Raw genomic sequence first — 12,472 nt, 5'->3', positions numbered from 1 at the left:
TCTTCTTTGTTCGTCAGGCGAAGTAGCAGCTCACCGAGCCGTAGGCGCCATAGTCGGCCTGAATTGTGTCGCCCTTGCGGGTCTCGATCGGACGGATGAAGGAGCCGGCGAGCACGACCTGGCCGGGCTCAAGCGCCAGCCCGAGCGGGGCGATCTTGTTGGCGAGCCAGGCAACCGCAGTCGCGGGATGATTGAGCACGCCGGCGGCAAGACCGGTTTCCTCGAGCTGGCCGTTCTTGAAGCACAGCGCGCCGATCCAGCGCAGGTCAGTCTCCAAGGGGCGGATCGGCCGCCCGCCGAGCACGATGCCGGCATTCGCCGCGTTGTCGGCGATGGTGTCGAAGATTTTTCGCGTCGCCTTGGTTGCGGGATCGACGCGCTCGATCCGCGTATCCAGGATTTCCAACGCCGGCACCACGAAGTCGGTGGCATTCAGCACGTCGAACATCGTGCAGTCGGGACCTTTGAGGCGCTTGCTCATGATGAAGGCGAGTTCAGCCTCGACGCGCGTGGCGATGAAGCGGTCGATCGGAACGAGGCCGCCGTCGGCAAAGAACATGTCGTCGAGCAGCACGCCGGAATCCGGCTCGTCGATGTTGAGCGCGCTCTGCATCGCCTTCGAGGTCAGGCCGATCTTGTGGCCTTTGACGATGCGGCCCTCGGTGAGCTTGAGGTCGACCCATGCCTTCTGAATCGCGTAAGCGTCATTGATGGTGATGCCGGGGAAGGCCTGCGAAAGCTGCCGGATCTGCGAGCGGGTCTTCTCCGCCTGGTGCAGGCGGTTCGCGCAGCTCAGAATATCGTCGTTGGAAAGCGCCATTCGTGGTCTTACAAATCGTGGTGCCGGGAGATACTTAACATGTTAAGTGAATGCGTCAAAGACAATTCCGGCTTGCTGCACTGCAAACATTTTGCAGTTTGAAGGCGGGGTATCATGGCGAAGAGACCGGCTGATCCTGCGAACGGAAGCGCGCCTGCCGCCCGGCAGGTGCCGATGCGCGATTTCTCGCGCTCGCTGCCGATGTCGCTGTTGCGAGCCCGCGAGGCCGTGATGCGGCAGTTCCGTCCCTCGCTGCGCCAGCATGGGCTTACCGAGCAGCAGTGGCGCATCCTGCGGGCACTTGCCGCGATCGAGGCCGTCGAGGTCACGGAACTGGCGCGCACGGCGTTTCTGCTGGGACCCAGCCTGTCGCGCATCCTGCGCGATCTCGAGGCGCGCCACCTGATCGAGCGCAAGACCGCGAAGGCGGATCAACGCCGCAGCATGGTCTCGATCTCGGAGAAGGGCGTCAAGCTGATGGCCTCCGTTGCGCCGTCCTCGGAAGCGATCTATGCGGAGATCACGCGGCGCTACGGGGTGCGCAAGCTTGCCGAGTTGCAGGAGATGCTCGGCGAGCTCGAACAGAGTCTCGCAGGGCTCGGTGCAGGTGACGAAGCAATAGCCGAGGAGTGAAAGCAGATATGCGCGTGCGCGCGGCGACAGCCATGGACATCTGCGCGATTTTTGGCTCAAAGTGCCGCCCAGGCCGATCTATGCAAAATCGGCGAGGGGACGGGTGTGCCGCACCAGGCGCGCGACTGAGACAATTTCGTCATTGCGAAAGCGTCGGCTCCGGGGCAATCCAGAATCTCGCAGCGGCGAGTTTCCGGATTATTTCGCGCCGCTCGTAAGTGACGGCGGCATTGGCCAACAGGGAAGGAAGGCAACGTGGCGAACAAAGTCAAAGAAATCTGGAAGTCGGGCAAGGCCGTGGTCAACGCGTGGCTCGCGATTCCCTCCGGCTTCTCGGCCGAGATGGTCGCGCAATGTGGCTTCGACAGCGTCACCGTCGACATGCAGCATGGCGTGCAGGACTATCTGTCGATGGTTCAGTGCTTCCAGGCCATGGACAAGCATCCGATTACCCCGATGGTGCGCGTGCCCTGGAACGAGCCCGGCATTATCGGCAAGGTGCTCGATGGCGGCGCCTATGGCGTGATCTGCCCGATGGTCAACACGCCGCAGGAAGCGCGGAACCTCGTCTCCTATTCCAAGTACCCGCCGAAGGGCGTGCGCTCCAACGGTCCGATCCGCGCCGGCATGTACGGTACCGCGGGCTCCTACCAGAAGACGGCGAACGACGAGATCGTGCTGCTGCCGATGATGGAGACCAGGACCGCTGTCGAGAACATGGAGGCGATCCTCGACGTCGAGGGCCTCGACGGCGTCTATATCGGCCCGTCCGACCTCGGCTTCTCCTACGGCCTCGAGCCGAAGCTCGACCGCACCGAGCCGGAGATCCTCGCGATCTATGAGAAGATCATCAAGGAGTGCGGCAAGCGCGGCCTCAATCCCGGCATCCATTGCAGCGGCGCAGAAGGCGCGGCCCGTGCGATCAACATGGGCTTCAAGCTGGTGACGCTCTCGAACGAGGTCGGCCTGATGACGACCTACGCGAAAATGCAGGTCAACCAGACCCGGAAGGATTCCGCCGGAAAGGCCTGAGACCTTGCGAATGGCGAATAGGGAGTAGCGAATAGTGCCGCTCCCTTTCTCCATTCGCCACTCGCTATTCGTTACTCGCCTATGGAGACACCTATGACCATCAGCCCCGTCATCCGCCTGCACCCCGATGATGGCGTGGTGATCGCGCGCGCGAGCCTGCCGCCCGGAACGATGGTGGCCGACGGAGTCGCGACGGTCGATCGCATTCCCTCCGGGCACAAGGTCGCGATCAAGCCGATCGCCGTGGGCGAGCCGGTCAGGCGCTACGGCCAGATCATCGGCTTTGCCACGGCGCCGATCGCGCCGGGGCAGCACGTGCACACGCAGAACTGCGGCATGGGCGATTTCTCCAAGGACTATGCCTATTGCGCCGACGTGAAGCCGACGCCGAATTTCGACCTGCCGGCGACCTTCGAAGGCATCCGCCGGCCCGACGGCCGCGTTGCCACGCGCAACTATATTGGCATTCTCACCTCGGTGAATTGCAGCGCGCATGTTGCCGGCCTCGTCGCCGACGTCTTCAAGAAGAATCCGTTTACCGGCGACAATCCGCTGGCTGATTTCCCCAATGTCGACGGCGTGGTCGCACTGACCCACAAGACCGGCTGCGGTATGACGCAGAACGAGCCTCTGGCGCTGCTCCGCCGCACGCTCGGCGGCTATGCGCGGCACGTCAATTTCTCCCACGTCATCGTGCTCGGCCTCGGCTGCGAGGTGAACCAGATCGGCGGCCTGATGGAGGAGCAGAAGCTCGCCGGCCGTCTGCGCGCGATGGACATTCAGGAGGTCGGCGGCACGCGCAAGACGGTGGAGGCGGGCGTTGCCTTCGTGCGCGAGGCGCTCGCGGACGCCAACAAGGTCAAGCGCGAGAAGGTCGCTGCGAGCGAACTGACCGTCGCCCTGCAATGCGGCGGCTCGGACGGCTACTCCGGCGTCTCCGCCAACCCTGCGCTCGGCGCGGCCAGCGATCTCATCGTGCGTCACGGCGGGACCGTGATCCTGTCGGAGACGCCGGAGACCTACGGCGCCGAGCATCTGCTCACGCGCCGCGCCGTCAGCCGCGAGGTCGGGGAGAAGCTGGTCGATCTCATGCGCTGGTGGGAGCAATATACCGACCGCGAAGGCGCCGAGATGAACGCCAATCCGAGCCCCGGCAACAAGGCCGGCGGGCTCACCACCATCCTGGAAAAATCGCTCGGTGCGATGGCGAAGGCCGGCACCACCAATCTCGTCGACGTGCTGCGCTACGCCGAGCCGGTGACGAAGAAGGGTTTTGTGTTCATGGACACGCCCGGCTACGACCCGGTCGCTGCGACCGGACAGGTCGCCGGCGGCGCCAATCTCGTCTGCTTCACCACGGGCCGCGGTAGCGTGTTCGGCTGCAAGCCCGCGCCGTCGATCAAGCTGGCGACCAACACACCGATGTACAAGCGGATGGAAGACGACATGGACGTCAATTGCGGCACCATCCTCGAAGGCTCCGAGACGGTCGAGCAATGCGGCCAGCGCATCTTCGATCTTATCCTGAAGACCGCCTCGGGCCAGCCGACCAAGAGCGAGAGCTTTGATTTCGGCGGCGCCGAGTTTGCGCCCTGGGTGCTTGGAGCGACAATGTAGCCCGAAATACCCTCATGGTGAGGAGCGCGGGACGCGCGTCTCCGGACGATGCTGCATCGCCGGGCGGACCATGAAGGCCCGGCTGTCGCCCGCGGCCATCCTTCGAGACGCCCGCTTGTCGCGGGCTCCTCAGGATGAGGCCGGGGACTTGTGACGCAGTAAGGATAGGCTCCACTCCATCCGGGCTTAACGGGTGGCGTCTATTCCAGCGGGATCGACAGCGCCTGAAAATAGCTTGTCGGTATGTGATCTCGCACTATCGACGGCAGCGCATTTGTCGGCGGCCCGAGGAGCCTCGCACCGACGCTGGCAATTAGCCCGGTTTGTCGCAATGCCTTGATCTCCCCGATGACAGCGGCGACGTTGGCGAAGCCATTGGCAGCGAGGAAGCCGATATCGAGGTCCGGCTGATTTTGATCCGACGGCGCAGGTGTTAGCCCGGCAAACCGTTCGCCGCTCCCGCAATGGAGCAACCGTCCGACATGGCGAAAATTGCCGTTCGCGCTCGGCGGGACGGTTGCAACGATATCGTGGCCGTGGACGAGGCGGAACGTCTTGTCACCGAGCGTCGCGTAGCTGTTGAAGAAGTCCAGGCCGCCGGTTCGCGGACTTCCGAAGGTGTAGACGGCCGTTGGCGTGATGCTGGCCCTGTTGAGTGCGCGCTCCGCCCCAAGCAGGGCCAATGCGGCTCCCATGCTGTGTCCGGTAAAGAACAGCGGCTGCTCGGTGCGTCGCTTGATCGCCGCTTCGACGATAGGCCAAACCGCATCGATGGCGGTCGTGAACCCGAGATGGAGAACGTTCGGCTCCGGTGCCAGGGTGAAGTCCTTGATCCAGTCATTGATCTTGAGCGGATCGGTGCCGGAAAAGGAGACGATCGTCGCGCCGTGTCCTTCGGCGACGACGAAACAAGCGCTCTTGGCCGGCAGACCCGTCACAGGATCATTGCTGCCGAAGGCAAGTCTCGTCATGCCCCAGGCCTTCAGGATGTCATTGACCTTGCCTTCGTGCGCCGTCTCGTAAGCGAGCTGCGACATCCACATTAAGGCCTGCGCGTTTTCGAGCTTGAAGTCTTTCGCGGTTGTATCGAGACCGTCCAGCGCGTCTTCAGGAAATAGCTCTCGGGGTTGTTCGACCAGAAAACTCATGGAAATGTCTCCTGTTTCAGGCCGCGCTTCGCATCGATGCGCCGCGCGACAATTATTACGAACGGGAGAGTCCATCATGCGCAAGGCGCAGCGTCGGGCGCGGCTTGCGCAGGCAATGGTCCATTCGACCACGGGTAGATCGCTTCGGCAAGTGTATCGCGTAAACCAGCCCGTCCCGTAGGCACCGGTTGCCCGTTGTTAGTGCTTGATCGCGACAACCGGCAGTGTTCTGCTCAAAAAGCTGCCGGAGCACCGCAACCCGTGTCGATCTACGTCGCACTGCATCACGTCACGCACTACAAGTACGACCGTCCGATCGATCTCGGCCCGCAGACCATCCGCCTGCGGCCCGCGCCGCATACGCGCACGCCGATCCTGAGCTACTCGCTCAAGGTCACGCCACCCAATCACTTCGTGAACTGGCAGCAGGATCCGCAAGGCAACTGGCTGGCGCGCTATGTCTTTCCGGAGAAGACGACGGAGCTCAAGATCGAGGTCGACTTCACGGCGCAGATGACCGTGATCAACCCGTTCGATTTCTTCGTCGAGCCGTATGCCGACAGCTTTCCGTTCGAATATCCGAAGGACCTGAAGACCGAGCTTGCGCCCTATCTCGAGACCATCGAGCCCGGTCCGCTCTTCGCGCGATACCTCGCCTCGATCCCGCGCGAGGCCGGCAACACCGTCAACTTCCTGGTCGAGCTCAATCGCGAGCTGCAGAAGCGCGTCCGCTACGTCATCCGCATGGAGGCCGGCGTGCAGCCGCCGGAGGAGACGCTCGCCTCCGGCGCCGGCTCGTGCCGCGACTCCGCCTGGCTCCTGATCCAGACGCTGCGCCATCTCGGCCTCGCGGCGCGCTTCGTCTCTGGCTACCTCATCCAGATCCGCCCCGACATCGATCCGATCGAAGGACCGCCCGAGGTGGAAAACGATTTCACCGATTTGCACGCCTGGGCCGAGGTCTATCTGCCGGGCGCGGGCTGGATCGGCTTCGATGCGACCTCCGGCATGCTCGCGGGCGAGGGACACATTCCCGTCGCCGCGACACCGCATTACCGTTCGGCCGCGCCGATCTCCGGCAGCGCCGGCATGGCCGAGGTCGAGTTCGCCTTCGAGATGAGCGTCCGGCGCATCCGCGAGGCGCCGCGCATCACAAAGCCATTCTCAGACGAAGCCTGGGCGCGGCTCAACGATCTCGGCGAGCAGGTCGATGGTGATCTTAGCGCGCAGGACGTGCGGCTCACCATGGGCGGCGAGCCGACCTTCGTCTCGGTCGATGATCTCGAGGCACCCGAGTGGAATACCGAGGCCGTCGGTCCCACCAAGCGCACGTTCGCCGACGACCTGATCCGTCGCCTGCGCACGCGCTTCGCGCCGGGTGGCCTTCTGCATTACGGCCAGGGCAAATGGTATCCCGGCGAGAGCCTGCCGCGCTGGGCCTTTGGGCTCTACTGGCGCAAGGACGGCGTGCCGATCTGGAAGAACGCCGACCTCATCGCCAGGATCGAAAATCCGCGCCGGCCTGAGGTGAAAGACGCCGAAGCCTTCATGGAAGGCACCGCCGCGCGGCTCGGGCTCAATCTCGGCTACATCATGCCGGCCTATGAGGATCCGGCATACTGGCTGCAGAAGGAGGCCGACCTTCCCGTCAACGTCGATCCGTCCGATTCCAAATTGTCCGATCCCGAAGCGCGGGCGCGGATGGCGCGGGTGTTCGACCAGGGCGTGGGCATGCCGCGCGGCTTCGTGCTCCCGATCCAGCGCTGGAATGCGCCGCCGCGCTGGCGCAGCGAACGCTGGCAACTCCGCCGCAATCATCTGTTCCTGTCCCCGGGCGATTCCCCGTTGGGGCTGCGGCTGCCGATGAGTTCGCTCGCTCATGTTCCGCCCGACCAATACCCTTACGTCGTCGAGCAGGACCCGATGGAGCCGCGGGGCAAGCTGCCGGTGTTCAGCCGGATACCGCGCCCGCCATCACCGCCGCGCGTTGCGCCCGACTATCTCAACACCACGATTCCCGTTCGCACCGCGATGGCCGTCGAGATCCGCGACGGCGTGCTCTGCGCCTTCATGCCGCCGGTCGAGCGCGTCGAGGATTATCTCGAACTGATCGCGGCGCTCGAAGCCACGGCCGAGGAGATGCAGCTCCCGGTTCATGTCGAAGGCTATCCACCGCCGTTCGATCCGCGCATCGACGTCATCAAGGTGACGCCCGATCCCGGCGTGATCGAAATCAACATCCAGCCGGCCAAGAACTGGCGCGAGGTGGTCGACATCACCTCCGGGCTTTATGAAGACGCCGCGAAGGTGCGCCTCGGCGCCAACCGTTTCCTGATCGATGGCCGCCACACCGGCACCGGCGGCGGCAATCACGTCGTGGTCGGCGGCCCCAGTCCGCAGGACTCGCCGTTCCTGCGCCGGCCTGATCTGTTGAAGAGCCTGGTGCTGTACTGGCAGCGGCATCCGTCGCTGTCCTACTTCTTCTCCGGCCTTTTCATCGGTCCGACCAGCCAGGCGCCGCGCATCGACGAGGCGCGGCACGACAGCATCTATGAGCTCGAGATCGCGCTCTCGCACGTGCCGCCGCCGGGCTACCAGACGCCGCTGTGGCTGGTCGACCGGCTGTTCCGCCATCTGCTCGTCGACACCACCGGCAACACCCACCGCGCCGAGATCTGCATCGACAAGCTGTATTCGCCGGAGGGGCCGACGGGCCGGCTCGGCCTTGTCGAATTCCGCGCGCTCGAAATGCCGCCCGATCCGCGCATGTCGCTGGCGCAGCAGCTCCTGATCCGCGCGCTGATCGCAAGATTCTGGCGCGAGCCGCAGTCCGGCAAGTTCGTGCGCTGGGGCACGGCGCTGCATGATCGCTTCATGCTGCCTCACTTCATTTGGGAAGATTTCGTTGAAGTGATTTCTGACTTGAAGCAGTCCGGTTATCCCTTTGAGCCTGAATGGTATCTCGCTCAGCTCGAGTTCCGTTTTCCCGCCTTCGGCCGCGTCCATCATGGTGGCGTGACGCTGGAGCTGCGTCAGGCGCTGGAGCCCTGGCATGTGCTGGGCGAGGAGGGGTCGGCCAGCGGCACGGTGCGCTACGTCGACAGCTCGGTCGAACGGCTTCAAGTGAAAGCTGAAGGCGTTGTCGAGGGACGCCATATCGTGACCTGCAATGGCCGCCGTCTGCCGATGACCTCGACCGGCCGCTCGGGCGAGGCCGTGGCCGGCGTCCGCTTCAAGGCCTGGCAGCCGGCCTCCGGCCTGCACCCGACCATTCCGGTGCATGCGCCGCTGACCTTTGACCTGATCGACACCTGGAACGGCCGCTCGCTCGGCGGCTGCGTCTATCACGTCGCCCATCCCGGTGGGCGCAACTACGATACCAAGCCCGTCAACACCTACGAGGCCGAGGCGCGCCGGCTGGCGCGCTTCCAGGACCACGGCCATACGCCGGGCCCGGTCCAGCCGCCCCCTGACGAACGCACAAATGAGTTTCCGCTGACCCTCGACTTGCGAATGCCGCTCCTGCAATGAGAATGGGGACGGGGCAAGGGAGAGGCGCATGGGCGAGGGCGCAACCGAAGGGACTGGCGAGACAGGCAGGGCGCCCGGCCAGCACCGCGTCGCGCAATGGGTACGCGACTATAGCCGGCTGCCCGGCATCCCCGACGAGTTCCTCGGGCCGGACGGCAGCCCGCGCGCGGTCTGGAACAGGTTCTTCGACGCCTTCGGCGCGCTGTCGCCCGACGAGATCGAACGCCGCTTTGGCATGGCCGACCGCCACCTGCGCGAGGCCGGCGTCACCTACCGCGCGCCCGGCGACGGTGCCGACCGGCCCTGGTCGCTCAGCCATCTGCCGCTCCTGATCGACGAGGCCGACTGGCAGCAGCTCTGCGCCGGCATCAAGCAGCGCGCCGAGCTTCTGGAGTTGGTGCTGCGGGACATCTATGGCGAAGGCCGGCTGGTGGCCGAAGGCGCGCTGCCGGCCGCCGCCATTGCCGGCAGCCCCGAATATCTGCGCCCGGTCTGCGGCGTGCCGCCGCCCGGCGGACGCTATCTGTCGATCTATGCCGCCGATGTCGGCCGCGGGCCCGACGGGCGCTGGTGGGTGCTCGGCGATCGCACCCAGGCGCCGTCCGGCGCGGGCTATGCGCTGGAGAACCGCTTGGTGCTCTCGCGCGCCTTCTCCGATCTCTACAAGTCGATGAACGTGCCGCGCGTCGCGCCGTTCTTCGAGGCATTTCGGGATAGTCTTCGCGCCAGCGCCGATCGCGACGAGCCGCGCATCGGCGTGCTGACGCCCGGCAGCTTCAGCGAGACCTATTTCGAGCACGCTACCCTCGCGCGCTATCTCGGCTTCCTGCTGGTCGAAGGCGACGACCTCGCCGTCAGCGACAACCGCGTTCACATCCGCACCGTCGCGGGGCTCAAGCGGCTCGACGTGCTGCTCCGCCGGGTCGATTCCAACTCGCTTGATCCGCTCGAGCTGGACGCGTCCTCGCATCTCGGTGTGCCCGGCCTGATCGACGTGCTGCGCAAGGACGGCGTCGTCGTCGCCAATATGCCGGGCTCTGGCGTGCTGGAGGCGCGTGCGCTGCTCGGCTTCCTGCCGGCGCTCTGCCGCCGCCTGCTCGGCGACGAATTGAAGATGCCGCATATCGCGACCTGGTGGTGCGGCCAGCGCGCGGCGCGCGACGAGGTCTTGTCGCGGCTCGACCAGGTCGCGATCGAAGGCGCCTACCGGCGCGGCGTTCCCGGTTTCGACAGCAACGGCCCGGTGCTCGCGAGCGAGCTCGACGCAGGCGGGCGCCAGCGTCTGGTCGACGCCATCACCGCCCGCGGCATGGACTATGTCGGCCAGGAGGTGGTGCGGCTCTCGACCATGCCGGTGTGGGAGCACGGACGGATCACGCCGCGCCCCTTCGTGTTGCGCGTGTTCGCGGCGGCGACGGCCGACGGCTGGACCATCATGCCCGGCGGCTTTTGCCGGATCGCCGAGCAGGCGGATGCCCGCGCGGTGTCGATGGGCGACGGCGCACGTGCGGCCGACGTCTGGGTCGTCTCCGAGCAGCAGGTCTCGACGGCCACCCTGCTGCCAGCGACCGACAAGGTTCGGATCCGCCGTATTGCCGGCGTGCTGCCGAGCCGTGCCGCCGACAATCTGTTCTGGCTTGGCCGCTATCTCGAGCGTGCGGAGGCCACGCTGCGGCTGGTGCGCGCCCTGGGCTCGCCGAGCGGGCTCAACAAGGGCACCTCGGCCACGACGCAGTCGGCCGAGCGCATCCAGCGCCTGCTGGTGGCCTGGGGCGCGATCTCGCAGACTTCGCGCGCGGCGACCGGGCGCATCGTGGCCGAAGCGCTCCAGAGCGCGGATCGTTTCGGCTCGGCGCTGTCGCTGGTGCGCGCGGCGCAGCGCACCGCAACCTCCTTGCGCGAGCGGCTGTCGCCCGACGCCTGGCAGGTGATCACGGAGATGGCCGAGCGCCTTGCCTATGAGGTCGAGGACGACGACAGCGTCATCAGCGCGGCCGAGCTGACCTTGCAGGAGCTTGCGAGCTTTGCCGGCCTTGCCCAGGAGAACATGAACCGCGCCGCCGGCTGGCGCTTCCTCGACATCGGACGCCGCGCCGAGCGCGCCATCAACACCACACGCTTTGCGCGGCAGTTCGCCTATGACGAGGCCGGCGACGAGGAGCTCGACGTGCTGTTGACGCTGATCGATTGCCAGATCACGTACCGCTCGCGCTATCTGCTGGCGCCGGTGCTCGCGCCGGTGCGCGATCTTGCGGTGCTCGACGGCTACAATCCGCGCTCGGTCGCGTTCCAGGTGACGACATTGAACGAGCACATCGCCGCGTTGCCGAGCCTGAAGGAATACGGGCTGATCGAGCGGCCGCAGCGGCTCGCGGTTGCCGTGCAGGCGATGCTCGCCACCGCCGAGGCCGAGAAGCTCGAGGTCAAGACCCTGTTTTCGCTGGAGCAGGACCTACTCAAGCTCGCCGACGCAATCGGGCTGCATTACTTCCCGCACGGACCCAATGCCAGCCGTCCGGAAAAGCTAACGGGTCTGGCGTGATCTACGACGTCCGCCATGTCACCACCTACGACTACGAGAGCCCCGTCAGCTTCGCCCGCTGCACGCTGCGGCTGGAGCCGATGAACGGTCGCGGCCAGGAGCTGATCTCGCATCGTGTCGAGATCCATCCGCGTCCGGCGGAGCGCAACGTACGGCGCGATTTCTTCGGCACGCTGACCGAGAGCGTCGTGATCGAGGCGGCGCATCGCAACTTGCGGATCGACTCCCGCTCGCGCGTCTCGGTGTCGCGCCAGCCGCCGGCGCGCGATGCATCAAGCCTGTCCTGGGAGAGCATCCGCGACATCGCCTTCGAAGCAACGAGCCTGGGGCCGGCCTCGCCGGTCGGCTATGTCTTCGCGAGCCCGCTGGTGCCTGTCTTGCGTCCCGTCAGCGACTATGCGGCGGAGAGCTTCGCGCCGGGTGTGGGCATCCTTGCCGGAGCGGTCGATCTGATGCAGCGCATCCGCAACCAGTTTCGCTACGATCCCAAGGCGACGGTGATCTCGACACCGCTCAACGAGGTCTTCGACCAGCGCCACGGCGTCTGCCAGGACTTTGCCCATGTGATGATCGCCGGCCTTCGCGGGCTCGGCCTGCCGGCGGCCTATGTCAGCGGCTATTTGCGTACCATTCCGCCGCCGGGCCAACCGCGCCTGCAAGGTGCTGACGCCACGCACGCCTGGGTGTCGCTGTGGTGCGGGGCGGAGCTGGGTTGGGTCGATTTCGATCCGACCAATGATCTCCTGGTCGCCAACGATCACATTGTGCTCGCGGTCGGCCGCGACTTCTCCGACGTCTCGCCGGTCGACGGCGTCATCGTCGGCTCGCCCAAGCAAAAGCTCGCCGTCGCCGTGGACGTGCTGCTGGTGGAGTGACGCTGCGTCAGTCCTGCTGCCCGGGTATTCACGAGGCGACGGGCTTCTGCAATCCAAAACCGATAAGGCGAATTTGGTGTCGTCGTCCTCCGTCGGGCAGGTCGGCTCACGCGTCCCCGAGGCCGGCGGACCGTGATCGCTGGCGCAACATTGCGTGGCAAAGCAATAAACATATTTTCGTATTTTCGCCCCCGAATTTGGGCGAGCCCGCCCGAGATGGGCTATGCTACCCCCGCGTCGCGGACGGGAAACGAGACGTCGGGGGTTGGCGTGA

General features: G+C 65.6%; 8 protein-coding genes. 6 read left to right on the top strand and 2 right to left on the bottom strand.

The genetic code is table 11. The annotated features are described in order from the left end of the window. Nucleotides 1-13: 13 nt before the first annotated feature. The gene (gene hpaH / locus MTR72_RS03595) at nucleotides 14-820 is read right to left on the bottom strand and encodes a 2-oxo-hept-4-ene-1,7-dioate hydratase (protein WP_280965056.1); all 807 of its coding nucleotides are present in this window, start codon (nucleotides 818-820) and stop codon (nucleotides 14-16) included. Nucleotides 821-934: 114 nt separating this feature from the next. On the opposite strand from hpaH, the gene hpaR reads away from it, so the two are divergent. The 3 genes from hpaR (at nucleotide 935) to MTR72_RS03580 (ending at nucleotide 4,102) form a co-directional block, all read left to right on the top strand. Next, complete coding sequence (gene hpaR / locus MTR72_RS03590) at nucleotides 935-1,453, top strand: homoprotocatechuate degradation operon regulator HpaR (protein WP_280965055.1); 519 nt, start codon at nucleotides 935-937, stop codon at nucleotides 1,451-1,453. Nucleotides 1,454-1,708: 255 nt separating this feature from the next. Next, nucleotides 1,709-2,485 (top strand): HpcH/HpaI aldolase family protein, encoded by a 777-nt coding sequence (locus tag MTR72_RS03585; RefSeq protein WP_280965054.1) that lies wholly within the window; start codon nucleotides 1,709-1,711, stop codon nucleotides 2,483-2,485. A gap of 93 nt (nucleotides 2,486-2,578) precedes the next feature. Further along, nucleotides 2,579-4,102, top strand: a complete 1,524-nt coding sequence (locus MTR72_RS03580; RefSeq protein WP_280965053.1) for a UxaA family hydrolase — start codon at nucleotides 2,579-2,581, stop codon at nucleotides 4,100-4,102. Between the two features lie 200 nt (nucleotides 4,103-4,302). Here the strand turns inward: MTR72_RS03580 and MTR72_RS03575 are convergent, their stop codons facing one another. Then, nucleotides 4,303-5,382, bottom strand: coding sequence for a lipase family protein (locus MTR72_RS03575; protein ID WP_280965052.1), 1,080 nt, complete (start codon nucleotides 5,380-5,382; stop codon nucleotides 4,303-4,305). 129 nt (nucleotides 5,383-5,511) lie between these two features. Between MTR72_RS03575 and MTR72_RS03570 the strand changes: the two genes are divergently transcribed. The 3 genes from MTR72_RS03570 to MTR72_RS03560 are packed head-to-tail and all read left to right on the top strand — an operon-like array spanning nucleotide 5,512 to nucleotide 12,198. Then, nucleotides 5,512-8,781, top strand: coding sequence for a transglutaminase family protein (locus tag MTR72_RS03570; RefSeq protein WP_280965051.1), 3,270 nt, complete (start codon nucleotides 5,512-5,514; stop codon nucleotides 8,779-8,781). A gap of 28 nt (nucleotides 8,782-8,809) precedes the next feature. Continuing rightward, nucleotides 8,810-11,323, top strand: a complete 2,514-nt coding sequence (locus MTR72_RS03565) for a circularly permuted type 2 ATP-grasp protein (protein ID WP_280965050.1) — start codon at nucleotides 8,810-8,812, stop codon at nucleotides 11,321-11,323. Then, on the top strand, nucleotides 11,320-12,198 hold the full coding sequence (locus MTR72_RS03560) for a transglutaminase family protein (protein WP_280965049.1): 879 nt from the start codon (nucleotides 11,320-11,322) through the stop codon (nucleotides 12,196-12,198). Before MTR72_RS03565 ends, MTR72_RS03560 begins: the two co-directional genes overlap by 4 nt. Nucleotides 12,199-12,472 lie beyond the last annotated feature (274 nt).

This window comes from Bradyrhizobium sp. ISRA442, from assembly GCF_038085055.1.
Taxonomy (GTDB): Bacteria; Pseudomonadota; Alphaproteobacteria; order Rhizobiales; family Xanthobacteraceae; genus Bradyrhizobium.
The sequence above is the reverse complement of the archived record's forward strand: the minus strand, read 5'-3'. Positions and strand labels throughout refer to the sequence as shown.

What these genes read in the sequence shown, in the direction of transcription:
- hpaH (WP_280965056.1), bottom strand. Translation starts at nt 820, where the DNA reads ATGGCGCTTTCCAACGACGATATTCTGAGCTGCGCGAACCGCCTGCAC.
- hpaR (WP_280965055.1), top strand. Translation starts at nt 935, where the DNA reads ATGGCGAAGAGACCGGCTGATCCTGCGAACGGAAGCGCGCCTGCCGCC.
- MTR72_RS03565 (WP_280965050.1), top strand. Translation starts at nt 8,810, where the DNA reads ATGGGCGAGGGCGCAACCGAAGGGACTGGCGAGACAGGCAGGGCGCCC.
- MTR72_RS03580 (WP_280965053.1), top strand. Translation starts at nt 2,579, where the DNA reads ATGACCATCAGCCCCGTCATCCGCCTGCACCCCGATGATGGCGTGGTG.